Origin of the sequence: Ligilactobacillus agilis DSM 20509 (genome assembly GCF_001436215.1) — a bacterium.
Taxonomy (GTDB): Bacteria; Bacillota; Bacilli; order Lactobacillales; family Lactobacillaceae; genus Ligilactobacillus; species Ligilactobacillus agilis.
The window spans coordinates 526-25,351 of sequence record NZ_AYYP01000070.1 but is presented as its reverse complement, the minus strand read 5'-3'; the positions used below and the strand labels follow the sequence as shown (position 1 = coordinate 25,351).

20 protein-coding genes, 1 tRNA gene, 1 other RNA gene and 2 pseudogenes are annotated in these 24,826 nt (G+C 41.6%); 7 read left to right on the top strand and 17 right to left on the bottom strand.

From position 1 onward, the window contains the following. Positions 1–402 precede the first annotated feature (402 nt). The 5 genes and pseudogenes from FC14_RS08905 to FC14_RS08885 form a co-directional block, all read right to left on the bottom strand. A pseudogene (locus FC14_RS08905) lies at positions 403–1,804 on the bottom strand (APC family permease). A gap of 87 nt (positions 1,805–1,891) precedes the next feature. Next, entirely contained in the window at positions 1,892–3,028 is a 1,137-nt protein-coding gene (locus FC14_RS08900) for a THUMP domain-containing class I SAM-dependent RNA methyltransferase (RefSeq protein WP_056977515.1), read from the bottom strand. A 92-nt stretch (positions 3,029–3,120) separates the two neighbouring features. Further along, an RNA gene (rnpB, locus tag FC14_RS10450) (RNase P RNA component class B) lies at positions 3,121–3,484 on the bottom strand. Between the two features lie 20 nt (positions 3,485–3,504). Further along, complete coding sequence (gene gpsB, locus FC14_RS08890; RefSeq protein ID WP_050612309.1) at positions 3,505–3,846, bottom strand: cell division regulator GpsB; 342 nt, start codon at positions 3,844–3,846, stop codon at positions 3,505–3,507. 82 nt (positions 3,847–3,928) lie between these two features. Beyond that, complete coding sequence (locus tag FC14_RS08885) at positions 3,929–4,474, bottom strand: SLOG family protein (RefSeq protein ID WP_056977513.1); 546 nt, start codon at positions 4,472–4,474, stop codon at positions 3,929–3,931. A gap of 123 nt (positions 4,475–4,597) precedes the next feature. On the opposite strand from FC14_RS08885, the gene recU reads away from it, so the two are divergent. Both recU and FC14_RS08875 read left to right on the top strand, forming a co-directional pair. Beyond that, complete coding sequence (recU, locus tag FC14_RS08880) at positions 4,598–5,215, top strand: Holliday junction resolvase RecU (protein ID WP_056977511.1); 618 nt, start codon at positions 4,598–4,600, stop codon at positions 5,213–5,215. A 16-nt stretch (positions 5,216–5,231) separates the two neighbouring features. Beyond that, complete coding sequence (locus FC14_RS08875) at positions 5,232–7,553, top strand: transglycosylase domain-containing protein (protein WP_056977508.1); 2,322 nt, start codon at positions 5,232–5,234, stop codon at positions 7,551–7,553. A 66-nt stretch (positions 7,554–7,619) separates the two neighbouring features. On the opposite strand, the gene nth is transcribed toward FC14_RS08875, so the two are convergent. From nth to FC14_RS08845, 6 genes are all read right to left on the bottom strand, one after another. After that, positions 7,620–8,264, bottom strand: coding sequence for an endonuclease III (nth, locus tag FC14_RS08870; RefSeq protein WP_056977506.1), 645 nt, complete (start codon positions 8,262–8,264; stop codon positions 7,620–7,622). Further along, positions 8,264–8,989 (bottom strand): DnaD domain-containing protein, encoded by a 726-nt coding sequence (locus tag FC14_RS08865; RefSeq protein ID WP_056977504.1) that lies wholly within the window; start codon positions 8,987–8,989, stop codon positions 8,264–8,266. Before FC14_RS08865 ends, nth begins: the two co-directional genes overlap by 1 nt. A gap of 131 nt (positions 8,990–9,120) precedes the next feature. Further along, positions 9,121–10,422 (bottom strand): asparagine--tRNA ligase, encoded by a 1,302-nt coding sequence (asnS, locus tag FC14_RS08860; protein WP_050612315.1) that lies wholly within the window; start codon positions 10,420–10,422, stop codon positions 9,121–9,123. Positions 10,423–10,435: 13 nt separating this feature from the next. Continuing rightward, positions 10,436–11,620, bottom strand: coding sequence for a pyridoxal phosphate-dependent aminotransferase (locus FC14_RS08855; RefSeq protein ID WP_056977502.1), 1,185 nt, complete (start codon positions 11,618–11,620; stop codon positions 10,436–10,438). A 15-nt stretch (positions 11,621–11,635) separates the two neighbouring features. Continuing rightward, positions 11,636–12,133, bottom strand: a complete 498-nt coding sequence (locus tag FC14_RS08850; RefSeq protein WP_050612317.1) for a cell wall elongation regulator TseB-like domain-containing protein — start codon at positions 12,131–12,133, stop codon at positions 11,636–11,638. 99 nt (positions 12,134–12,232) lie between these two features. Then, positions 12,233–15,010, bottom strand: a complete 2,778-nt coding sequence (locus FC14_RS08845) for a helicase C-terminal domain-containing protein (RefSeq protein WP_082618729.1) — start codon at positions 15,008–15,010, stop codon at positions 12,233–12,235. Between the two features lie 110 nt (positions 15,011–15,120). On the opposite strand from FC14_RS08845, the gene mvk reads away from it, so the two are divergent. The 4 genes from mvk to fni are packed head-to-tail and all read left to right on the top strand — an operon-like array spanning position 15,121 to position 19,185. After that, complete coding sequence (mvk, locus tag FC14_RS08840; RefSeq protein ID WP_056977499.1) at positions 15,121–16,110, top strand: mevalonate kinase; 990 nt, start codon at positions 15,121–15,123, stop codon at positions 16,108–16,110. Next, positions 16,082–17,044 (top strand): diphosphomevalonate decarboxylase, encoded by a 963-nt coding sequence (gene mvaD, locus FC14_RS08835; RefSeq protein ID WP_056977497.1) that lies wholly within the window; start codon positions 16,082–16,084, stop codon positions 17,042–17,044. Before mvk ends, mvaD begins: the two co-directional genes overlap by 29 nt. Before the next feature lie 24 nt (positions 17,045–17,068). Then, the gene (locus tag FC14_RS08830; protein WP_056977495.1) at positions 17,069–18,136 is read left to right on the top strand and encodes a phosphomevalonate kinase; all 1,068 of its coding nucleotides are present in this window, start codon (positions 17,069–17,071) and stop codon (positions 18,134–18,136) included. A gap of 11 nt (positions 18,137–18,147) precedes the next feature. Then, complete coding sequence (gene fni, locus FC14_RS08825; protein ID WP_056977493.1) at positions 18,148–19,185, top strand: type 2 isopentenyl-diphosphate Delta-isomerase; 1,038 nt, start codon at positions 18,148–18,150, stop codon at positions 19,183–19,185. Positions 19,186–19,232: 47 nt separating this feature from the next. On the opposite strand, the gene FC14_RS08820 is transcribed toward fni, so the two are convergent. The 4 genes and pseudogenes from FC14_RS08820 to FC14_RS08805 form a co-directional block, all read right to left on the bottom strand. Next, positions 19,233–20,603, bottom strand: coding sequence for an RsmB/NOP family class I SAM-dependent RNA methyltransferase (locus FC14_RS08820; RefSeq protein WP_056977491.1), 1,371 nt, complete (start codon positions 20,601–20,603; stop codon positions 19,233–19,235). After that, positions 20,603–21,586 (bottom strand): ABC transporter permease, encoded by a 984-nt coding sequence (locus FC14_RS08815; RefSeq protein WP_056977489.1) that lies wholly within the window; start codon positions 21,584–21,586, stop codon positions 20,603–20,605. Before FC14_RS08815 ends, FC14_RS08820 begins: the two co-directional genes overlap by 1 nt. 18 nt (positions 21,587–21,604) lie before the next feature. Beyond that, on the bottom strand, positions 21,605–21,928 hold the full coding sequence (locus tag FC14_RS08810) for a metal-sulfur cluster assembly factor (RefSeq protein ID WP_056977487.1): 324 nt from the start codon (positions 21,926–21,928) through the stop codon (positions 21,605–21,607). A 9-nt stretch (positions 21,929–21,937) separates the two neighbouring features. Continuing rightward, positions 21,938–22,681 (bottom strand): annotated as a pseudogene (locus tag FC14_RS08805) (alpha/beta fold hydrolase). 169 nt (positions 22,682–22,850) lie between these two features. Between FC14_RS08805 and FC14_RS08800 the strand changes: the two are divergent. Next, on the top strand, positions 22,851–23,663 hold the full coding sequence (locus FC14_RS08800) for a Cof-type HAD-IIB family hydrolase (RefSeq protein WP_056977485.1): 813 nt from the start codon (positions 22,851–22,853) through the stop codon (positions 23,661–23,663). 53 nt (positions 23,664–23,716) lie between these two features. Here the strand turns inward: FC14_RS08800 and galU are convergent, their stop codons facing one another. Together galU and FC14_RS08790 are read right to left on the bottom strand one after the other, a co-directional pair. Further along, the gene (galU, locus tag FC14_RS08795; protein ID WP_050612328.1) at positions 23,717–24,589 is read right to left on the bottom strand and encodes a UTP--glucose-1-phosphate uridylyltransferase GalU; all 873 of its coding nucleotides are present in this window, start codon (positions 24,587–24,589) and stop codon (positions 23,717–23,719) included. Between the two features lie 156 nt (positions 24,590–24,745). Beyond that, a tRNA-Trp gene (locus FC14_RS08790) sits at positions 24,746–24,816 on the bottom strand. Positions 24,817–24,826: the final 10 nt, after the last annotated feature.

The window sequence follows — 24,826 nt, the reverse complement described above, 5'->3', positions numbered from 1 at the left end:
AAATAAAAAACAAAGGGGTCCTTACGCTATGTCCAGTATAAATTATTCTCAAGAAAATAACGAATCATTTTTTTCAATCGCTACATTTTTCAAGCAAATTTGGTATAGGTAAAATTATTCGCCAGGTTAATTTCAAACGACGTACTCCAATTAACCCGACAGAGTTTATCAAGTGGTTGCTTACTGCTATCTTTGCACGTCAATCTTTGTATCGTGCTAAAGAAGCTCCCGCTTTCACTACTAGAACTATTCGTAATTTTTTGAATGACGGTCGCATTAATTGGCAAAAGTTTGTCTTTTTACTAGCTAATTTTTAGCATAACCTCATAAAAAATACCTCCCAAGTATAGGATGATTGCATCTATACACTTGAAAGGTATTTATTGCTGAAATTTGTATATCTTACTCCTGGACACTCGCTTTACGCTTTTCCAAGCGCGCTAAGAGGGGCATAATCATGCCGGCACCAAATAAAACTGCGACAGATAAGAAGTTCATCAATAACTGATGATCCCAGGCCTTAGTCCCAAAGGTAACATCTTGGGGCAAGAAGCCCATCACGGCACAGACTAGGGAGAACAGAAAACACCAGCTTCCCATCGCTAATGCCCCCATCCGATTTTTGATATAGACGAATTCGGACGTAAAGCGATCTTGTTGGTATCTAACCGCTATAAAAGCTAAAAACAACCAACAATTCTTGAAAGGAAACACAATTCCATTTAAATTTAATAACCAGTTGAATACAGCGTTAATATCCGGTAGGGTCCCACTCATTAATAAGTAGGAATAAACTTAACCCCGTAGTTAATACATAAGAATGGATAGGTCGCCCATTACGATTACGCTTCCTCATCCATTTAGGCATAAACTTAGCAGCCGTATCCGCTGCAAAAACCCAACTAGTTGAATCTAGAAAAATTGCCAACTGAGCCATCATGTAGATTGCTTGTACTAGGGCAAATAGGTACATCAAGCCTTTGCCTAAGCCCATTTGCTGTCCTAGAAGCTGGAAGGCATAATAAGACCCGTTCATCTTTAAGTCATGTGGTAAATCATTGGCATTAAAAAAGATTGCTAACGAAAAAGTTCCAAAGACGGTTAAAAATGCCGTCATCAGTGCAATCAACCACATTGCCTTGCGAAAATCACGGTTGGGATTTCTCATTTTGGTCAAGTAAGGAGCAACTAACTCAGCCCCACAAACCGCAAACATCAATAGTCCCGTGGTAGCAAAATACGAGGTCGAAAACTTAGGGATAAACGCCTCTAAGTTAAAAGGATGGGTAGCAATCTTTCCCCCAGTTAATAAAGTCCAAGCGGTCATGACCACGAATAAGACGGTCATTAAAAACATTGCCACCCCACCAATGGTTGCCATTAGCTCTAGTGACTTTTTATAAAAATTCTCCAATAAAATAAAGGCTAGAATAATTACGAAGGTCCAAACCCCAAACCAAAAACTAGACATATACTGATCAAGGTGATTATTGCCTAAAATCAACCAACTATACGACACAATCGTTGAATTAGCCACGTCGACAATGTAAGGTAGGCAAGCCGCCCAATACATCCAGGCGGTCCAATAACCTAAAGCATCACTATGGGTACTTCTTCTAACCCACGAAGCCAGCCCCCCTTCTTGGTGTCCGTTAAAAGTCGAACCAAGGTGAGCAACCGTCATTTCATAAGGGATAACAAAGAAGAACACCATAAAAATCCAGGAGAAAACAACTGATAACCCTTGGTTTTGCAAGGGATACAAAATATCATCGAAACCAATAATTGTCACAAACCCTACCATGGCAATTACGGGCCAAGAGATATAGTGTTGCCTTTGTCCTAACTCATTCACAATCAACAACTCTCTTTCTTAACTATTTGGAAAAGCCTAATTTCTAGGCTTTCTCTTACCCCAGTATTGGAATAAATCAGTTCTAAGTGAACCGTTGTATAGTTTACGCCGTTTACTTGCTTTTTGTCCATAGTAAGTTTCAAATTCCAAATCACTAGTTAAGATATATTTACTCCAAGTAGTTAATGGTTGGTAAACTTGCCCCATTTGCTTATATAATTGCCGGACCGAGGCTTGATCACTTAAGCGTTCCCCATATGGTGGGTTAGCTACAATCACCCCGTATTCCTTAGTCGTCTTAAAGTCCTTTAAAGCCATCTGTTTGAAGTTTACACTAGCAGCTAACCCTGCTTCTAGGGCATTTTGCTTAGCAATTTCTATCATCTTACCATCAATATCATAACCCCAAATATCTAACTCAATGTCATAGTTAGCCTGACTATCCGCCTTATCCCTTACCATTTGAGCCAGCTTGGGGTCTACCCAAGCAAAACTTTCACAAGCAAAATCCCGGTTAAAGCCTGGCGCAATGTTGTGCCCAATTAAGGCCGCCTCAATCGGTAGCGTCCCAGAACCACACACAGGATCAACAAATGGCTTTTCAGGATACCAATGGGCTAGTAAAACCAAGGCCGCCGCCATATTTTCTTTAAGTGGCGCTCCCCCCTTAGCTACCCGGTAACCACGTTTAAATAGACTCGAACCACTGGTATCTAAAGTTAACAACACCTTATCCTTATTAATTGCGACTTCTAGCGGATAGACTGCTCCCGTTTCCGGTAAGCGCGTTGTCCGGTGATAAACCTGGCTTAACTTGGTGACAATCGCCTTTTTGACAATTGCCTGCACGCTAGGAACATTGTGTAAGGTAGATTTTTGAGATTTACCCGCTACTGGAAAATTAGCATCCAATGGTAAAAACTCATCCCAAGGCAATGCCTTAGTCTGTTCAAATAATTCTTCAAATGAACGCGCGTAAAATTCGCCAACAACAATTTTTACCCGGTCAGCAGTTCTAAGCCACAAGTTAGTTTCTAATACATCTTCAATGGTTCCTTGAAAACGCACGCGTCCATTTTCCACCTGGACCTCATAGCCTAAGTGTCTCAGTTCGTTTCCAACAATTGCTTCAATTCCTGCTGCCGCCGTGGCAATTAAATTATATTTCTTCATAAATTTTCCTCTTTTCTATTGAATGCCCTTTACTGCCAAAAAAATAGAGACCAGGAAAAAATTCCCAGTCTCTATTAATCCTGTATGTAGATCTCTATAAGCCAAGTTCCGTACGTCGACCGGTCAGGTACCGATCTCGGTGGTAATCATCTATCTCCGAGTTTTCACTCGCCCCCATGATTTGTTCATTTCCGTCATGAAGCGCCCCTACCAAAGTTTGGGTTACCTGCTCGCAGGGTTTACCGCGTTCCACTAATGCCGTTTCCAACATTACTTCGTCACTGTGGCACTTTTCAGGACTACTCAAGCATAGTTTCCCTTAGCTCTTTTATCCGCCGTCACCAATTGGTGCCTTACCTTATTTTTTCAGTAAGTACGATCACTACAGGCATCTCAGCCTGTGCAAGCCTGGACTTTCCTCAGCCTACTCAAGGTAGACCGCGATTACCCGAAATCTACATTTTTATTTAACTATATTAAAACCGATTAGTTTGGTTATTATCACCGTTAAGCTGTGCACCGAAAACATGTCTTTCTAGGTTAGACAAACGCTTTAAGATATCCATGTTCGTTGTAGAACTAGTAGGTTGCGCCGTCTTACCAGAATTACCAACTGCTAGTTGCTTAGTAAGTTCATCTACTTTGGCCACCAAGCGGTCATTTTCAACCTGAAGCCGTTGCGTTTCCTTGTTGAAGTTTTCATAATCTTGAATAACCATATCTAGGAATTCATCAACTTCTGTAGGGTCATAGCCCCGCATTTTAGGTTTGAAATTTTTATTTACGATGTCCTTGGGTGTAAGATTTACATTTTCCATCAATGCACCTCATCTCCATAATAGGAACTTAACTCATAACGTTTTTAATTATAACAAAAATATTACAACTTGCAAAGGATTTTTACCAACTTCCGTAATTTTCTTGATAATCAGCTGCAAAGGTCTGTAACTCATCCATCGTCACCAATTCACAAGGATAGTTAGCCTTTTTCTTGCTAGCTTGGTAAGCAAACTTTAATTTACCCGGGTATAATTCATCATAAACAAATAAGGCCTGATCACTGTGATTTAAACAAAAGTTTTGGTAATTTTGTAACTGTCTTATTCCTTGATAGGGCTTCTTACTCACTAAGCCAAAAAAATCAGCCTCGCTTCGCAACTGCGCTAGCTTCACTTGCTTGGCCTCTTGCCAGCGACTAGAAAAATCTGCGTACGGTTCAAGTAAGGCTAACTTCAAGTCAGGGTAAGCTTTTTTTAATTCCAAGACTACTTCCAAGCCCCATTGCTCCACACCCAAGTTAGGCCCAGTTATTACCCACTCTAAACCTTGATCTAACTTAGCTACCAGTCGTTCCTTTAAGGCCGCTTTAATGACCTTTACCTTTAAATCCTGTTCATTAAAAATCCCCAATTCATAACTACGATAGCCTGAAAGCCATAGCCGCATTAGCATCACCTCGATTCCATTATAATCTTTTACTTACGGAATTTAAAAGTAAGATTTCTAACTTGCTTGCTTTACCAACTACACACTTAGTTGGTATAATGGGTTGAACAAAGGAGGGATTAGATGGTCATGCATTATCCTAACGGACAACCCTATCGCACCAAGCAGCTGTCCCTTAAAAAAAGCCCCTATCCCACTGCCACTTTATATGGTAATCGGGGAATGACCTTGGAAGAGGAAATCAATGAAAGTAACCAATACTATCTCAAGCAGGGAATTGCAGTTATTCATAAAAAACCAATTCCAATTCAAATTGTTAACGTTGACTACCCTAAAAGAAGTGCTGCCGTAATCAAAGAAGCTTACTTTAAACAGCCTTCAACAACTGACTATAATGGGGTTTACAAAGGCCATTACCTTGATTTTGAAGCTAAGGAAACTAAGAATTTAACGGCTTTTCCCCTAGCAAACTTTCACGCCCATCAGATTGAGCATATGAAAGCCTGTCAAAAACAAGGTGGTATCTGCTTTACCATTTTACGCTTTACCAGTCTAAAAGAGGTCTTCTTAATGCCGGCCTCCCTACTTTTTCAGTACTGGGATAATCAACAAGCCAATAATGGGCGCAAATCGATTCCCTATGAGATTATCAAGAAACAATGTGCCCATATAACTTACCAGCTTCAACCTAAAATTCCTTACCTAACCTATGTAGATAAGTTACTAGAACAAATTCTTTAACTAAAGGAGTCTAAAAATGACTAAGCAAGATCAACAATATTCACGGGTAGCTCGCAGACAGCAGGCAGCCCATAAACAAAAGCATAGTCAACAGCCTAAGAAAAAATGGAGCTTTAAAAAGATTGCTGTTACTGTTGCCTTAAGCCTGGTGGCCTTGATTTTCGTTGGTTTCATCGGGGGGAGTTTACTCTTCTTTGCCTACGCTAAAAGCGCTCCAGCCCTCACCACTAGCAAATTAACTAGCGATAGTTCGACTACCATCTATGATGCTAAAGGCCATAAGATTCTGACGCTTGGAACAGAAAAACGGCAAGCCATCAAGGAACAAAAGGTCCCCCAACAACTTAAAGACGCCATTGTTTCAATTGAAGATAAGCGTTTCTATAAGCACCATGGGGTCGACCCTTACCGGATTATGTCCGCCGCTGTCAATGACGTTACCGGTTCAAGTAGCCTCCAAGGTGGGAGTACCCTTGACCAACAGTTAATCAAACTAGCTTATTTCTCTACTAAAAAGTCCGACCAAACCTTAAAACGAAAAGCCCAGGAAGCTTGGCTGGCCATCAAGATGGATAAGCAATACTCAAAAGACCAGATTCTGACTTTCTACATCAACAAGGTCTTTATGGGTAATGGAATTTACGGAATGCAGACTGCTGCAGAATACTACTATGGCAAGCATTTGTCTGAACTGTCACTAGCTCAAACCGCTTTAATCGCCGGAATTCCTAACGCTCCTTCTAGCTACAACCCTTATTCTAACGTGCAACTGGCTACGCAAAGGCGAAATGAAGTCCTAAACGCCATGGTCGCTAATAAGAAGATTAGCGCAGCCCAAGCGGCTCAAGCCAAAGCCGTTAGTGTTACTGACGGCTTAGTTTCACAAGATGCTCATACTAATTCAAGTCAAACTAAGCAGGCTAAGTGGTCGGACGCTTACCTTAAGCAAGTAATCAAAGACCTTTACGACAAGGGTTATGATCCATATGCTTCCAGCCTCAAAGTTTACACCAACCTTAATATGGATATCCAAAAACGCCTATACGATATGGCCAATACCAACGAGTATGTCTACTACCCTGACAATAAGGTACAAATTGCTGCCACGATTATTAATCCTAACAACGGTAAGGTATTAGCCATGCTTGGAGGTCGCAAAAACGGGGATGTAACCTATGGTCTCAACCGGGCGGTACAAACTTCCAGAACTAACGGGTCAACTGCTAAGCCACTTATGGACTTTGGTCCAGCCATTGAATACCTTAGCTGGGCAACTTACCACCAACTAGAAGATACCGAATATAATTATCCTGGTACCTCCATTGCCTTACATGACTTTGATAAGGCTTATAAGGGGACTATGACAATGCAAGACGCCTTGATGCAGTCCCGTAACATTCCGGCTATCCGCGCGCTAGCAACCGTTGGTTTAACCCGGGCCCGTAATTTCGTCAACAAGCTTGGCTTTAACTACAAGAGTGTTGAATATTCTAATGGGATTGGGATGCCATCTTCAACTTTGCAAAATGCGGCTGCCTACGCTGCCTTCGACAACGGCGGAACTTATTATGAACCTAGTTATATCAATAAGGTTACGATTGCTGATGGTGAGTCTAAGACCTATGAAAGCAGTGGCAAGCAAGTTATGCAAGCCTCAACCGCTTATATGATAACCTACATGCTCCAACAGGTTATTACTAACCCAAGTGGGACTGGTTATCGTGCTAACATCCCTGGTTTTTACCAAGCCGGTAAGACTGGGACCAATGCTTATCCAGATGATATCGAAACTAATTTCCCTGATAATGCCACCATGGATTCTTGGTTTAACGCCTACACGAAACATTATTCTGTTTCAATTTGGATGGGTTATGATCATCCTTATCGTGACGCTAATTACCTGGATACTACCACAGCTAGAATTCCAATTGCCTTTTACAAGTCACTAATTGCTAATATCTCGCAGGGTAAATCTAATACCAACTGGAAACGACCATCTAATGTTTACACCAAGACGCTTGATGGCCAAAAGTATCTCTACTTAGCTGGTACTTCTGATCCTTATACTAGTCAAAAGAAGCATTCAAACTCAAGTACTCACTCCAGCAATTCAGTTGCTAGCTCACAGGATACTTCAAGCATTAGCTCGCTTACTACTACTTCATCTGTTTTGAGTTCTAGTTCTAGCTCCAGTTCTAGTCAGTCTACAGCTGAATCTTCGAGCTCAAGTGCCGCCAGTGCTAATACTAATAGTTCCCAGTCACAAACTCCTAGTCAGCCAAGCAACCCAACTAGTTCGGCTGCAACAACAACGACTACCACTAACCCTAATCAATAGTAGTCTTTATTAAACTAAAAAAGTAGCTCTTCATATAAGAGCTACTTTTTTGACTTATGGTACTTTTTAAGATTGAGTCCGCTTTTGCCCTTCTTGACACATAAATAATAAGGGACAGGTTTGACATTTAGGTGCCCGAGCTAGACACTGGTTTCTCCCCCAAATAATCATCCGGTGGTGGGCAGTAATCCACATTTCTTTAGGCAATTTTTTCATTAGGGTTTGCTCAATTTGGTTAACGGTTGCATCTGCTTTAACCATTGCAAGCCGCTTGGCAATTCTGCCTACGTGGGTGTCTACCGCTAGAGCCGGAATTCCAAAGCACTCGGCTAATACAACGTCTGCCGTTTTTCGCCCTACTCCGGCTAAGCTCATCAGTTCTTTATGAGTCTTAGGAACTTGACCATCAAACTGGGTAACTAACCCCTGTGCACATGCAACTAGATACTTAGCTTTATTATGATATAAACCTATCGTTTGGATATAGGGCTCTACTTCACTTGGTTTGGCATTAGCTAAGTCTTCAGGTTGCTTAAACCGAGCAAATAAGGCGGGGCTAATTTGATTAACCGCCTTATCCGTCGTTTGGGCACTAAGAATTACTGCCATTAAAAAATGAAAGGGGGTATCAGCCACTAAAGAGCTACCCGTGGTCGGGTAGGTTTTACCCATGATTTGAATCGCTTGTAGGGTTTCCTTAGCATCTAACATTAGTGCTCACCTTCTGTTCTATTTGACCATTTATAAACCGGAATTTCTGGCTTATCTTTAGTCTTAGACTGGGAGGTAGGTTTGCTCCACTTCGCCGCCTTAACCTCCCGCTGTTTTACTAGCAGTTTTTGGGCATCGGCAGCCGTTTTGATGTTTTGCTTTTCCCAGCTGATTAAAATCCGGTCTATGTAACGTAGGTTATAGACTTGATTCAAAACCGCTTCCCTTAAAGCTAGTTTAACTAGTTCAGGCTGATAATGGTCCTGACTAAACCACATATCTATGGTTTGTAACTCCATCGGAGTCAAAGCTCTTCCAAACTCAACCTCGATACTCTTATAAATTTCTGCCCGACTAACACTAAGGGCGGCTTGGCTAGTTGTCATCTCCTCTTGCCTCTTTAGGGCCACTAACTTCTGATATAGGCCCTTAAAACTATACTGGTTAGTTTCCCGTCCATTTTCATCGCTGACCGTATTAATCGCTAACACTTTTTTTTCAACTAGCTTGTGCATCAGACTGTAGATGTCAGTGCTAGCTTTGCCCATCGCCTGGCTTATTTTCTCAATATCTGGAATATTCTTCCCGGCTTGAAGTTGACTATCAATTTGCAAAAACAAAACTAATTCTTCTTCAGTTAACCCTAACTTTTGATAGTTTGCCAGAATCAAACTGGAAATAGTTACTTGTTTAGCATCAACAAAAAACTCCCAATCATTCTCCATAAAATCGCCCCTCTCACAAAACAACTTTATCACAATCTAACACAAAGCTTAACTAATTAGCACTCTTTGAGAAGAAAAATGCAAGCATCATAACGACAGCGTCAAAATGCTTGCATTTAATAACCTTTACTTTATGGGTAAATTCTGTTAAGAAGACGTGGGAATGGAATTGCTTCCCGGATATGGCTTTCACCAGTGATCCAAGTTACCGCCCGTTCTAACCCTAAACCGAAACCAGAGTGAGGAACACTCCCGAATCTTCTCAAGTCTAGGTACCATTCATAATCGGCCACATCTAAACCAGCTTGCTTAATTTGTGCTTCTAAGTAAGCAGGGTCTACCGCCCGTTCAGAACCACCGATAATTTCACCATAGCCTTCAGGAGCTAGGAGGTCGGCACAGACAACCACGTCATCTCTAGTTGGGTGTGGTTTCATGTAAAATGGCTTAATTGCCTTAGGATAGTTCATGACAAAGACCGGTTTGCTGAAGTGGTTAGCTAAGTAAGTTTCTTCTGGAGAACCAAAGTCTTCGCCCCACTTAACATCAGGAAATTCTCCTGATTCTTGGAGTAACTTGATTGCTTCATCATAAGAAATCCGTGGGTAAGGTAACTTAGTGTATTCCTTTAAGACTTCCTTATCCCGACCCAAGATAGTTAGGGCATAGTCACAATTATCAAGTACCGCTTGGACTAAAAAGGCTACATACTTTTCTTGGATTTCTAAACTTTCTTCTTGGTGCATGAAGGCCATTTCTGGTTCAATCATCCAGAATTCAATTAAGTGCCGCCGCGTCTTTGATTTTTCAGCCCGGAAAGTTGGCCCAAAGGTAAATACCTTGCCATAAGCCATCGCCCCAGCTTCTGCATATAACTGTCCTGACTGGGAAAGGTAAGCATCCCGGTCAAAATACTCAGTGTGGAATAGTTCTGTAGTCCCTTCAGGTGCGCTTCCCGTTAAAATTGGGGAATCTAACTTGATAAAACCTTCTTGGTTGAAGAATTCATAAGTCGCCCTAATCATTTCGTTTCTGATTTGCATAATTGCAAATTGCCGCTTAGAACGCAACCATAAGTGGCGATGGTCCATTAAAAAGTCCGTTCCGTGTTCTTTAGGGGTAATTGGGTAATTTTCACTTTCACCGACAATTTCAATATCTTCAATTTCAATTTCGTAACCAAAGTGTGACCGAGCGTCTTCATGAATTGTTCCCGTCACATACATACTGGTTTCTTGCTTGACTTCTTTAGCCCGCTTAAATACTTCTTCGCTGACGTTATTTTTTACAACAACCCCTTGGAAAAAAGCTGATCCGTCCCGGAGTTGTAAGAAGGCAATCTTCCCACTGGAACGCTTATTAGTTAGCCAAACTCCGATTTTAACTTTTTCATCAACGTGATTTTTGGCATCAATAATACTAATAGTTTGCACGCGCAAATTCCTCCTAGTGTCTATATTCTTCAATAAATTTCTTCATCCGCTTAACCGCTTCTTGTAAGCTAGCTAAGTCGGTCGCATAACTAATTCGAATGCAATCCGGCATCCCAAAAGCAGACCCAACGACCACCGCCACGTGAGCTTGTTCTAATAAAGCGGCAGCAAAGTCATCGGCACTCTTAAAGCCAGTTAACTCTAAGGTTTCTCTAATATTAGGGAACATGTAAAAGGCTCCTTGAGGTTTAGTAAACTTAAAGCCGGGTAAAGCCACTAACTGCGGATAGATAGTATTGAGTCTTTCTTCGTAGGCTTGTCTCATTTCTTCAACACAAGCTTGATCACCTGTTAACGCCGCTAAAGCTGCGTACTGGCTAACAGCCGCCAAATTACTCGTGGCGTGTCCTAAGAAAGCTGCCAACTTTTGAATTACTTCTTCACTAGCGACAGTGTAGCCTACCCGCCAGCCCGTCATTGCATAAGCTTTTGAAAGTCCGTTAACTAAAATGGTTTGCTTGCGAATTGCATCTGATAAGTTAAGTAAAGAAACGAACTGATTACCATTATAAACTAACTTACTATACATGTCATCAGCAATCAAGATTATCTCATGTTCAACAGCCCAATTTCCAATTGCCTCTAATTCCTCGCGACTATAGATTAAGCCAGCAGGATTTTGAGGAGAATTAATGATGCAGGCCTTAGTCTTATCAGTTCGTTTAGCCTCTAATTCAACTACCGATACCTTATCATTTCCTAATGCAGGTGCAACAAAAACTGGCTTAGCCTCTGCTAACTTAACCTGTTCACCATAACTGACCCAGTAAGGGAGCGGGATTAAAACTTCATCCCCTGCTTCAAATAAAACCTGGGCTAATGCATATAAGGATAATTTACCCCCAACCGTAACAGCCACATTCTTAGCCGTAAAATTAGTTTGGTAATCGTTATTGGTATAGGTAGCGATTGCTTCTCGCAGTGGTAAAATCCCAGTTGCCGCCGTATACGCATCTGCCTTACCAGCTTGAATTGCCTCAATCGCAGCCTGCTTGATGTGAGCTGGTGTTTTAAAGTCTGGTTCGCCTACTGAAAGATTAATAACATCAATTCCTTGTGCCTTCATTTCCTTAGCCTTATTGGCTAAAGCTAAAGTTGCAGACGGTTTTATATTTGCTGCCCGTTGTGAAAAATTCATATGCTGACCACCCTTTTAAAGATTTTGAATAGATTTGACTATCCGCCCATTTTTAAAGGCGATTAAGTCATAACATAACTGGTTCTTAGAGTTAAGATAACTAACTTCCCAAACCGGTTGCTTTTTATATAAGCCCAAAGCTAAATTTAGGATTTTCTTAGGACGATAGCGCGCTTTAACAAAGGATTGCACCTCTTGGGCAGTAAGTCCTTTATCTTGGGAGTAGATGTTAATCTTACCTCCCCGCTTAGCGATAAGCACATATACTTTTTGCCCCCGTTGATTTTCTCCGGCAACTGTAAAATAAGTTTCTTGACGATTGTAACGGTAAAAGGCCGTATGTGTTTTTAAATGCCCATACTTATCAGCTAAAGCATATGCCTCGTCTTTAGCTACCGTTAGGGGGGCTTGGGTTTGGTGGTAGTAATACCAACTACCATAAAGAGCTAAAATTACCCCTAAACTGATTAACAGTTTTCTCCAACCAAACCGTGACTGTCTACTTCTTTTCATAAACTTTTGATTAGTTCGCAACCTTTCTTTATAAGATAAGTAACACTTTTTTATTATACCATTCAAATTTAATTTGAGGTTAACCTTTAAAATAAAAAATTAACTTTCAAAAAAATCTTTAACTTCCTTAACAACTTGTTTTGTTAAAACCGCCTGTAAGCTACATTCCGTAGGAAAAGCCTGATTAAATTCGCTTCCGTAACGTTTAGTGACAAAGCGACTATCGAGTAAAACAAAGACCCCGCGGTCGTTTTTAGTCCGAATCAAGCGGCCGAAGGCTTGTTTTAACTTAATGATTGCCTCCGGTAAAGCTAAGACTGAGAATGGATTTTTCCCCGCCGCCTTTAAGCGTTGATACCTAACCTGGTTATAAAGCGAATCCGGTGGAGTAAACGGTAACCTAGTTACAATTACTAACTCTAACTTATCTTCTGGCAAGTCAATCCCTTCAAAAAAACTTCCAGTTGCTAACAAGATACTGTCCTTAGTTTGACTTAAAGCAAATCGCTTCTTTAATTTATTAACTCCCCCGTTAATTCCTTGGGCTAAGACATCTCTTTTAGCGGTCAACCCTAGCTCCACTAATCCTTGATAGATTTTTGCGACCATTTCTAAGGAATTGAACAAGACCATGGTTTGTCGCGGACTTTCCGTTACGATTTGGTTAATCGTCTGCACTAGGTACTGGCTATATTCAAGCTGATCTACCGTGGGGGCATCACGAGCCACTAAAACTTGGGCTTGCTTCCGATAGTTAAACTGACTCTTATAAGTATGGATTTTTAAATCAGCCGGTAAATCTAACTGATTTAAAACGTAACTTTTAGTCTTAGGTGTTAACACACTTGCCCCCAGTAAAATAACCTTGGCAAACTTTTGGTAGATATTGGTAGCTAAATAATCCTTTCCCTCTAAGAGGCCAAAGTTTAAGCGTAAGTGCGCGTTAGCCTGCGAACGATTTAAACTCAGCCAGGTAATGCCTTTATTTTGTTTGGTTTCAATTAATTCAAGATCTAACTGGCTCCACTGACTTAGTTCCTTGTTAAAAGATGTCACCAAAGTAAAGTAATCTAACAACAGTCCTTCTTCTTCTTGGGTGAGGGCCTGCTTACGACTAGCTTGAATAAACTTTCCTTCTAATTTGCTATTAAGGTTCAGTAATTTTTCAAAGGCGAACCCAATTTGCTTAATTTCGCCTAGGTGGGCCTTCACAAAGCCGCGCAACTTGTTATTACTTAGGTAAATCTCATTACCTGCTTCTTTCCTGTAGAAATATTGAATTAAGCGACTCCTAACATCCATAACGCTATGGTCTATTACTTGGGTGTAATGCTTAATTTGTTGGTAACTATAGCGGGTCATAAATCCAGTTGCCACTAACTGCTCAAACGATAGACTTACCTGGGATTCCATTTTAACCAACAAACTATCCGCCAAAATTTTAATAGCATCTAAGTCTAAGACTTGCCGGTTGTAACTAGCGGCCAAGTCAATAAGATGTTGTGCTTCATCTAATATAAGGAGGGCACCTAATGAAGCAAAATCGCTAGCGTGGTTAAGCAAATACGACTGGTTAGTTATCACGATATCAGCATTTTTAGTTGCCACTTCTTGGCGTCTGACAAAGTCAACTTGATAAAACGGACTGGTCTTGTCTAGTCCCTCTATTCCTTGGTGACTAATTTGTTCAAAAAAACTATCCTTTGTCTTTAGCAGGTGTAGTTCTGTCAAGTCACCCGTTTCAGTCTGACTTAACCAAACTAAGATTTTCATCTGGACAATCCGCGTATACTTTCCTTGTGCTTGTCTAAGGCTTTGCCAAAACTTTTCTAAGTTAAGGTAGTTTTGACTTCCCTTTAAAGTTACGACCCTTAACTTACCCACTAATTGCTCTATAATGGGGATGCTTGTTGTTAATACTTGCTCTTGCAAAGTGTTGGTTGGCACAGCCAACACCACTTTTTGTCCCCCTAAGGCTAGATAGGCAGCAGGGTAAAGGTAAGCTAAGGTCTTGCCTAAACCTGTTGGCGCTTGGGCCAAGAAATAGCGAGCCTTACTGTGGCTAAACTCTTCAATATCATCCATTAGCCTTACTTGCTCACTACGATAATCAATAATTCCTGTAAACTGTTGCCGCTTTTCTTGTTCGGTAAGCGGGTAGGTCATAGTTAGTTTGGCCCCACTTTCAAAGTGAGGCCGCTTGAGGATAATTCCTGCCACCTGCAAGAGGTCGGCATCCAAAATTTCCGTCTCATCTTTTTGGGCCAAGGCCTCTTTAAAACAGGCGCCCGTATCATATACCAATTCCCCTGCCAACTTATTTAAGGTAACTAATAAATCTCGTGGCAACTCTTTTAATTTTGCTAATAAAAGTAATAATAACTTAGCAGTTACGTAGGCATCACTATCAGCATGGTGGGGGTGATCATGTTCAATTTTTAAGGCCTTACCTAAATCCCCTAACCGGTATGACAACTGGGTTGGTAACAAGATTTGAGCCAACTGGACTGTATCGATTCCCTTTAACTCTAAGGCTGGGTACCCTACCCGCTCTAACTCAAGGTTCAAAAAACGGTAGTCGAATTGAATATTGTGGGCTACAAAAATTGTGCCCTGTAATAAGGCGTAGATACTAGCCGCCACCTCATCGAAGCTGGGCGCTTTTTTTAAATCCTTTTGCTTTAATCCCGTTAGTTTTTCCACCTCTGGACTTAGCGGGCGGAGCGGATTTATTAAGGTACTAAACTGATTAACAATCTGTCCGTCTTCAACCAGTACGCACGCAAATTGGATTATCCGTTGACTTCCGTCCAGGTTAGTTCCCGTAGTCTCTAAGTCAACAACAGCATAAGTGTTACTTGCTTTCAAACTCTTCACCGACTTTTTATGTTCTTATCTTCTCATTTTAGCATAAATTCTTGTCGCTCGTGATTTAAACGGTTATAATTTATATCGTATGCCAATAATCCTAGAAAGGAAGGCTTTTATTGGAAGAAAAGAACACAGTGCTCGCAAGTGGCAAAAGTCACGCTAAAATCATCTTAATCGGGGAACATTCTGTAGTCTACGGGCAACCAGCAATTGCCCTCCCCCTTTCAGCCGTGACAGTTACTGCCACCTTAAAACCACTGCCAGCAAATAATCAATTAATCAAAAGTAGCTATTACGATGGGCCGTTGACTACCGCCCCCCAATCAATGCTTGGGATTACTAACCTCATTAAATTTATGTTGGCTAAAGCAAATCAGCCCCAGTTAGGCTTTTGCTTGGAAATTAACAGCCAATTACCGGCCGAACGGGGGATGGGGTCGTCTGCTGCTGTTACCATCGCAATCATCCGTGCCTTTGCGGCTTACTTTGCATGGAACTTAAGTCGCCCCCAGCTACTGAAACTAGCCCAACTCGCAGAAAGAGAAACTCATAAAAATCCCAGTGGGCTAGATGCCGCTACTAGTGCCAGCCTAAAGCCTATTTGGCTTATTCGTAACCAGGAAATGTACCCCCTAAAAATCGCGCTTGACGCCTACCTACTAATCGCAGATAGCGGGATTAAAGGGCAAACTAAGCAGGCAGTTAGTCTAGTTAAAGAAAAATTAGTTAACGACCCTAGCTCAACTCAAGGTCAAATTCAAGCTTTAGGCGCTTTGGCCCACCTGGCTAGAAAACAACTGGCCCACAATGACGTCTTAGGTCTTGGGCAAACCTTTAACCAGGCTCAAAGTCACCTGCAAGCGTTAGGGGTTAGTTCTAAAGAATTAGACAATTTTATCTCACTTAGTTTGAATAACGGCGCTTTAGGTGCTAAATTAACTGGCGGTGGACGTGGTGGCTGCTTTATCTGCCTGGTTAAAGATCAAGCTACAGCCCAAAATCTAGCTACGGTTTTAAAAGAACACGGGGTGACCCAGACCTGGCTTCAACCCCTAACTAATTTGGAGGAATTTAGTAATGAAGAAAACGGCCCGCGCCCACACTAACATCGCTTTAGTTAAATACTGGGGCAAAAAAGATAAGGAGTTAATTATTCCTATGAATAGTTCACTTTCATTAACGCTTGATCACTTCTACACGGATACTAGCGTTGAATTTAAAGAGGAACTGACCGCCGATAACTTTTCACTAAATGGTGTTAGCAAAGATGCTCAGCAAATTACCAACTTTTTAAATCTGGTTAGAAAACTGGCGGGAATCACTACCTACGCCCAGGTTGATTCAACTAACCACGTCCCTACTAAGGCTGGGTTGGCCTCATCGGCCTCAGCCTACGCCGCGTTAGCCTTAGCTGCTAGTAGTGCTGCCGGCTTAACCCTTTCTAAAAAAGATCTCTCTCGCCTAGCCCGCCGTGGTTCTGGTTCTGCTTGCCGTTCCATCTACGGTGGCTTTGTTGAATGGAAAATGGGGACGGGTGACCTTGATTCATACGCTGTCCCCTTTCAAGAAGAAGTTGATTGGGACATCCGGATGCTAGCCATTGTTTTAAACGATGCTGAAAAGAAAATCTCTTCAAGAAGGGGGATGCAAACAGTCGTTGCTACTTCTCCTTACTACCCAGCCTGGGTGAAAACTTGCCACCAAGACATTGGTGAGCTAAAGGAGGCTATTGAAGCTAAAGACTTCGAAAGGCTGGGGACTATCGCTGAGGAAAATGCCATGAAGATGCACGCCCTTAACCTTTCTGCTAGTCCGCACTTCAATTACTTCCAGCCAGAAACCTTGGTAGCAATGCAACTAGTTGAAGAACTAAGGGCCGCTGGCATTCCTTGCTACTATACACTGGATGCCGGCCCTAATGTAAAGGTCTTATGTCTTGAAAAAGATGTAGCCCAAATCAAAGCTAAATTAGCAGAAGCCTTTAACCAAGAACAACTATTACTCGCGGCTCCTGGTCCCGGAGCCCATCTATTAGCTTAATAATTTAGGAAGGAACTGATTTGTGTGATTAAAGTCAAAGCACCAGGAAAACTTTATATTGCTGGTGAATATGCCGTCGTCGAAAACGGCTATCCAGCTGTCTTAGTGGCTTTGGATCAATTTGTTTACGTGTCAATCGAAAAAAGCGCCTCTCTTGGTTCGATTGTATCCAAGCAGTATGAAGAAAACTCAATCTACTGGCGGCGCGAAGGACAAGAACTTGTTTTTGATAACCGTGATAACCCCTTCCATTATATTTTAGCCGCAATCAAATTGACGGAAGAATATGCCCGCAGTCTTGGTAAAGTGTTAGACTGCTACCACCTCAAAATCGATAGTCAGTTAGATAGTCCCGATGGTAAAAAGTACGGCCTAGGCTCATCAGCCGCAGTAACGGTGGCTACAGTCAAAGCCCTCTGTGCCTACTATGATTTAAAACCTACCAAGGAAATTTTGTTTAAATTAGCAGCGATTGCCCACTTTGAGGTTCAAGGTAATGGTTCCTTAGGCGACGTTGCTGCTAGCGTTTATGGTGGCTGGTTAGCCTACCACTCCCTAAACCGTGACTGGCTCATTTTAGCTAGACAAAAATACTCTCTGAAACAATTACTAGCTATGGATTGGCCTGATTTAAGTATTGAAGAGCTGACCCCGCCTAAAGATTTGACCTTACTCATTGGTTGGACCGGATCTCCTGCATCTACTTCTCACCTAGTAGACGCCGTTGGCCTTAGTAAAGCAGAAAAACAAGCTAAGTACCAAGAATTTTTAAAAGCAAGTAAAAGCTGCTTAACTAACATGATTGCCGGCTTTAAAACCAACTCGCCTGCAGAAATTTTGACTCAAGTCAAGGTTAACCGCGACCTCTTGGTCAAGCTGGCAAGTTTTAGTGGCTTAAATATCGAAACCCCCTTGCTTAAGACCTTGATTGAAACTGCCACTGACCTTGGCGGTGCCGCTAAAACTTCTGGAGCTGGAGGCGGGGACTGTGGGATTGCCTTGCTAACAGATACCAACCAAGTTTCAACCTTAATCAATCGTTGGCAAGCTGCGGGAATAGAACCACTTGCCTTTAACGTATATAAAGAATAAGGGGGATTTTTATGGATAAACAAGCACACCGAAAAGATGAGCACGTTTTTATTGCCGAAAAATTCTACCGCCCTCAAGCTCAAACCAAGCTTGATCAAGTTAAATTGTTGGCAACTAACCTACCCGAACTGGCCTTGGCCGATGTCGATTTAACTGCGACTTTCTTGGACCAAAAAATTGCTGTCCCCTTCTTTATCAACGCTATGACCGGAGGCAGCGAGCAAACGGGTAAGATTAATGCCCGCCTAGCTAAGGTCGCTGCTAAAACTCAAATTCCAATGGCAGTTGGTTCCCAAAGTATTGCTTTAAAACTTCCTAGCCTAAGCTCAACCTTTGAGGTTGTCCGCCAAAATAACCCTGCTGGTTTTATTTTAGCTAACCTTGGCGCTCACCATAATTTAACTAATGCCAAGCGCGCCGTCAAGATGATTAATGCTAATGCTTTGGAATTACACGTTAACTTGGCCCAAGAGTTGGTCATGCCTGAAGGTGACCAAAGTTTCTACTGGCTAGCCAACCTCAAAGAAATTAACAGCCACCTAGACGTGCCCCTCTTAGTTAAAGAGGTGGGCGCAGGAATGACTCCCCGTAGTTTGATGCTGTTAAAAGAAGCTGGCATTAAGTACGTAGATTTAGGCGGCGCTGGGGGAACGGACTTTGTTGCAATTGAAAATGAACGCCGTGAAAATAAAGAGCTGGGTTACTTTAACGAACTTAGTCTCACGACGGCCGAAAGTCTCTTAGCTGCCCAAACCTTCCAAGCCGACTTCTCCTTTACCGCTACAGGCGGAATCAGAACTGCACTTGATATTATTAAGTGCCTAGTTTTAGGAGCTGATAACGTCGGATTAGCCGGCCATTTCCTACACGTTCTCTTACGTCAAGGCGATGATGCTTTGGTTACTGAGATTACTAACCTCAAAGATCAACTCAAACGCCTAATGGTTATATTAGGTTGCCGGACCATTTCCGACTTAAAAACTGTTCCTTATCTTCTCAGTCCTGAGTTAGTTAATTTTAAAGACCAAATTGCTAGCTTAAAATTCTAAAAAGGGATGACCATCCAAACCGCTAAGTTTAGATGGTCATCCTTTTTTTAATAAAACCGTAATGCCTTCGGAAAGAAGTTCTTAATTTGTTGATTGACCTTTTTTCCAAATGCAAAGCCCTTTTGCTGACAGGTTAATAAGTACCAACCGTTTTGTTGGGAACTGGTCGTAGTTAAAACGTTGCCCTTAACATAGTTTTCCCACTCTGATTCGCTAACCGCTAATACCCGCTTAACTTGACTTGGTTTTAATGCTAAAGCCAACGTATAGCTCGGCTCAAATCTTTTTTTCTTAAAAACTCCTAATAATAGGCCCGGGCGTAAATACCTTAAGTTGGCTAACCTTGGCCAAGTTTTAGGCGAGTAATAAAGGTAATCACCTACTAATTTCAGATCTGCGCTAGCAAATAAATCTGTGCCCACAAGCTCTTGGCTAAATGCTTGCCAAAGTTCTAACTGTTCTAAACTAAGATTGCCTTTAGCTTGCTTAGCTTTTCCCTTCTTTTTTGAAACCTTTTTAGGTACTGCTTGTCCCACCTTTTCAAGCAAAGCCACAAAGTGACCCTCACCCTTGAAATGGTGGGGAAATAGCCGAATGGTCTTTTCTAAGTCAGGATTACCGTCTGCCCAGTCTGGGCGGCCTTGATCCATACCAGGATACTGTTTGATAGGTAATACTCGTAAATCAGGGTATTCAGCCAGCAACCAGGCCACTATTTGTTCATCCTCTTCTGGGGCAAAGGTACAAGTCGAATAAATCAGCTTACCGCCTGGTTTTAATAACTCTAAGGCTGACTTTAAAATTTCTTTTTGGCGCTTAGCGCACTCAGCAGGGTAATCCTTATCCCAGTAGCTAGTTGCCTGGTGGTCCTTTCTAAACATCCCCTCCCCAGAACAAGGAGCATCAACAATAATCTTGTCAAAAATCGGTCCCCAATTTTTAGCTAAGTTTTGGGGACTTTCATTAAGAACAATATAGTTACTAGCACCACTTCGCTCTAAATTTTCAGCCAAGATGGCTGCTCGCTTTTTATTGATTTCATTTGCCACCAATAAGCCCTGGTTAGCCATCGCTTCTACCAGCTGAGTGGATTTCCCTCCAGGAGCCGCACATAGATCTAAAATCCACTCACCAGGCTTAGCATCAGCTACTTCAGCCACATACATCGCACTTAAATCTTGACTATAAACATAGCCGGCTTGATGATCTAGACTTCGGCCACTAACTTCACCATAATAACCGGTTTTTACATGGGGCGCTTTCTTGGCCAAACTATAGGCCACCGCTTGATAATTTTCCTTTAGGGGATTTAAGCGAAACCCCTTTTCAACCGGCCCATCAAAAGCAGCTAAAAACTCCTCTGCCTCAGTAGCTAGTAGCCGTTGATACTTACTGATAAAATCTTTTGGTAACTCCACTATCTTTTTTCGTTCCTCTCAAATTCACTCATTTTCTTTTTTAGCAAAATATAACAACCTAAACTGGCCACAAAATAAATTCCAAGTGCATAAAGAATTGGTGCCTTCACACTGGTAAAGGAATACCTTAAAATGCCTAAAACCGTCCCGAAAGCTAGCCCTAACCCGGTAAATAAGGTATAAAATTCCCACTCTTCAAAGGCATACTTTTTCAAGCTAAGTTTAGCAAACTTAGCCGCTTGATATTTACGCCGAAATGACGCTACCCACAAACCGAGCTCTAAGGCTAAGCCAATCACTACTAAGGCTAGCACCGCTAGCTCCCTAAGGTGTTCTGCCACCCAAGTTGATTGCGGTACGATGAACACATTGGTTACCAAAGGCGTTATTTTTGCTTGCTTAAAGACTGTACGTAAGTCATTTTTAGTGAGGGCTTGCTTAGCATCGACTACTAATTTGTAGTCTGTAGCTTTCATCATCGGGGTTTGCTGTTGGGACTGGGCGATAAAAATCTGCTTATCTAAATCAGACTTATAACTATCACCCATAATTCCAATCACCGGAATGTAAGTCCCGTTTAATTTGATGTAAGCCTGCCCTTGTGGTTTATACAATTTTTTTTGCCAGTCTTTACCAACCACCGCTACGGCTACATCCGACTTAAAATCATCTTCGGAAAAGAAGTTACCCGTAATCATTGGGGGAGTTGCAAATTTCCCCTTCCCATAAAAATAGGTGACCTGTGAATTATCCTTAGCCTGGTAATGTAGCTGTAAATTAGTTAACTTACTTTTAGAAACTGCTTCATTCAGTTGGGCTAGAGACTGACTTGACTTCACTTTTACCTTATAAGCAGCGGCAGATAAATTATGGTTATTTAGCTGAATTACTAAATCCCGCTCTTGAATCTTATAGAAGGTTGCAACCGCTATAAAAGCCAAAAAAGCCACGTAGACAACCACCAATAAATTTTTCTTAACCACTAATCTTTCCTCGCTTAACTAGTGAATTCCCAATGCCATCTTAGCATAGCGGGACATCTTGTCCATTGTCCAGGCAGGCTCCCAAACAAACTTAACCTCAACTTCGGTAATTTCAGGAATCTTTACTAACTGACGTTCAACCATATCCGCTAATAAATCAGTTAGCGGGCAGCCCATTGTTGTCAAGGTCATCTGAATTTCACAGTGCCCATCCTCGTTTAGATTAACTTCGTAAACTAAACCTAAGTTAACGATGTCAATTCCTAATTCGGGATCCACTACCTCTTCTAACCCAGCTAAAATATCATCTTTGATTGCTTGGTTGCTTCTCTTTTCAGTCATCAAATCATCTCATTTCTTAAAATATTGGGCAAATTTAGCCGCCATTTCAAGGGTGGTATCATAAGAAACTTTGTGCCCTACACCTTGACTAGTAGTCATAGTGACTTAGGCTGGGGCTTCTTTACTGATAGCTTGATAGAAATCTGCGGTCAACTGATAAGGAACCATCTCATCGGCTGTCCCATGCCAAAAGTGTAACGGCCTACCGGCAAGTTTTTCCGGTTGTAGGGCTAGGTCATAACTAGCAATTTGCTGATACTCTTGTGCTAATAATTCAGCCGGCAACTGATTTGCGCCTGGAATAGCTGCCACTAACTGCTTAGCAAAGGCTAGTGGGTGAGGACAACCTTCTAAGCAGACAGCTGCATCAATTTCTGGATAGGTTGCTAGCAAAGCACAGGTGGTAATCCCACCCATTGATAGGCCACTAACCCCTAATTTATCGTAACCAACCTGGTTATAGGCCGCCACTAACTTAGGAAACTCAGTCACTGAATGCTGAATAATGTGCCAAAACTCTAACTGATGCTTGCTAGCTGGTTCACTAGCACGGCTACCATGATAGTAAGCATCCGGCAAAACCACCCTAAAGCCTTGCTTAGCTAGTTCATAACCTTGGGTTAATACTTTTTCCTTGCAACCGGTCCAACCATGATAGAAAAATACTAGTGGAACCTTACTTGTTTTTAAGTCAGCTTCTATTAGTTCTAAGACCGGTAAGGTTGCTACCGTTTTTTCAGTAACAGTTATCATTACCTACCACCTCAATTCATAATCTATTTCTATTTTAGTTGATGAAAGCTGGTTTGACAATAATTGCCACTAAGCTTAAGAATAATCCAAACAAAGCATTAACTTTTCTAACAGCCGCTATCTATGGTAAGATAAAACAAGCAATTTAATTTTGAGGATGTTTACTAAAATGAAAAGAAAACTAATCGCAATTGATTTGGACGGAACTACTTTAAACTCCCAATCCCAAATCAGTTCTAAAACCAAGGCCGTTTTAAATAAGGCTGTCAAAGCTGGTCACGTCGTCTCGATTGTTACCGGCCGTCCTAACCGTATCTCTGAACACTTTTACGATGAGCTAGGTTTGAAATCACCCATGATTAACTTTAACGGGGCAGTTGGTCACTTGCCCCACCGAGCTTGGGACAAGGAATATCAATTAACCTTCAACAAGGACATTGCCTTTGAACTTTTAGCAGCTAAAAAGAAGTTAGGTATTAAGTTGTTAGCTGCCGAGGGTAAAAATCTCTCCTTAGCCGACCAACCTAATGACATTATTCCTGACTTCTTTCCCGCTAAGCTTAAGCCCGAAGAGTTCCTAAACAAGAGTAATTTAACTACCGACCCGTCTGCAATGACCATGTTAGTCGACCGCCAAAAATTACCAAACGTTGTGGCAGAACTAGAGCGTTCATTTGGCGATAAAATCAACGTCGGTGTCTGGGGTGGGCCAACACCTATCTTAGAATTAGCTCCTAAGGGGGTTAACAAGGCCTACGGGTTAAAATTTCTCTCCCAAACCCTAGCCATTGATCGAAAAGATATCATCGCCTTTGGTGACGAACACAATGATGCTGAAATGATTGACTACGCTGGTTGGGGTGTCGTAATGCAAAACGGTACCGACCAGTTAAAGAAGCTAGCTAATGACATTACCCCCCTTGATAACGACCATGACGGTTTAGCTAGCTACTTAGAAGATTACTTAGACTTAGCCGAATAACATAGGAAAAGCCCCCAACAAGAGTTGTTGGGGGCTTTCTTAACTAGCTGGTTTTATTTTAACTTAGCAGCTAATTCTTTAATATAAGCTGTTAAATCAGCCTTAACTTCTGGGTGAGCTAACCCGAATTCAATTGAAGTCTTCAAGTAACCAAACTTGTAACCAACGTCATAGCGTTGGCCCTTAAATTCATGTGCAAATACGCGTTGAATCTTATTTAAGCGATCGATAGCATCAGTTAATTGAATTTCGTTACCGGCACCTGGTTTTTGTGTTTCTAACATATCAAAAATTTCTGGAGTTAATAGGTAACGACCAATAATAGCTAAGTCTGATGGAGCCTTATCTACATCTGGTTTTTCAACAAATTGCTTAACATCGTAAAGACCCGGGTGTGTTTGGGCAGCTGGATCAATCACACCGTACTTATTAACTTCATCATGAGGAACCTTCATTACCGCTAGAGTTGAAGCGTGAGTTTGTTCATAGCGGTTAATTAGTTGCTTAGTCAATGGAACCTTATCATCCATAATGTCATCACCAAGCATAACTACAAATGGTTCATCTCCCACAAAGTCCTTAGCCATCAAGACAGCGTCACCTAAGCCACGTGGGTGTGATTGGCGGATGAAGTAAAGGTTGATATCGGTAGTTTCTTCCACTAAGCGCAATAATTCGTCCTTACCCTTAGCTTCCAAGTTTTGTTCTAGTTCTGGAACCGAATCAAAGTGGTCTTCAATCGGACGCTTACCTTTACCTGTTACAACCAAGATGTCTTCAATTCCGGACTTCTTGGCCTCTTCAACAATGTATTGGATAGTTGGCTTATCAATAATGGGGAACATTTCCTTAGCCAACGCCTTAGTTGCAGGTAAAAAACGTGTACCTAGACCTGCTGCAGGAATAACAGCTTTTCTTACTTTCATTTTTCAAACTCCCTCGTATATTTAAATAGGATAATACCAATTTATCTTAGCATAAGTTTGGCAATAATTAAATACTCTTTCTAGAATTAAGCCGTAAATCTTAGAAGTTCAATTAAAAAAGGCCAGGTACTAACCTAACCTTTCACCAAGTTATGACAGGGATAGTAGGAATTGAACCCACACCGACGGTTTTGGAGACCGTAGTTCTACCTTTAAACTATATCCCTATATTAATGG

Bases quoted from the DNA above. Each gene is read 5' to 3' on its own strand.
- fni (WP_056977493.1), top strand. From the start codon at position 18,148: ATGGATAAACAAGCACACCGAAAAGATGAGCACGTTTTTATTGCCGAA.
- FC14_RS08875 (WP_056977508.1), top strand. From the start codon at position 5,232: ATGACTAAGCAAGATCAACAATATTCACGGGTAGCTCGCAGACAGCAG.
- gpsB (WP_050612309.1), bottom strand. From the start codon at position 3,846: ATGGAAAATGTAAATCTTACACCCAAGGACATCGTAAATAAAAATTTC.
- FC14_RS08810 (WP_056977487.1), bottom strand. From the start codon at position 21,928: ATGACTGAAAAGAGAAGCAACCAAGCAATCAAAGATGATATTTTAGCT.
- recU (WP_056977511.1), top strand. From the start codon at position 4,598: ATGGTCATGCATTATCCTAACGGACAACCCTATCGCACCAAGCAGCTG.
- FC14_RS08800 (WP_056977485.1), top strand. From the start codon at position 22,851: ATGAAAAGAAAACTAATCGCAATTGATTTGGACGGAACTACTTTAAAC.
- nth (WP_056977506.1), bottom strand. From the start codon at position 8,264: ATGTTAGATGCTAAGGAAACCCTACAAGCGATTCAAATCATGGGTAAA.
- FC14_RS08850 (WP_050612317.1), bottom strand. From the start codon at position 12,133: ATGAAAAGAAGTAGACAGTCACGGTTTGGTTGGAGAAAACTGTTAATC.
- mvaD (WP_056977497.1), top strand. From the start codon at position 16,082: ATGAAGAAAACGGCCCGCGCCCACACTAACATCGCTTTAGTTAAATAC.
- FC14_RS08855 (WP_056977502.1), bottom strand. From the start codon at position 11,620: ATGAATTTTTCACAACGGGCAGCAAATATAAAACCGTCTGCAACTTTA.
- FC14_RS08900 (WP_056977515.1), bottom strand. From the start codon at position 3,028: ATGAAGAAATATAATTTAATTGCCACGGCGGCAGCAGGAATTGAAGCA.
- galU (WP_050612328.1), bottom strand. From the start codon at position 24,589: ATGAAAGTAAGAAAAGCTGTTATTCCTGCAGCAGGTCTAGGTACACGT.
- FC14_RS08885 (WP_056977513.1), bottom strand. From the start codon at position 4,474: ATGCGGCTATGGCTTTCAGGCTATCGTAGTTATGAATTGGGGATTTTT.
- FC14_RS08865 (WP_056977504.1), bottom strand. From the start codon at position 8,989: ATGGAGAATGATTGGGAGTTTTTTGTTGATGCTAAACAAGTAACTATT.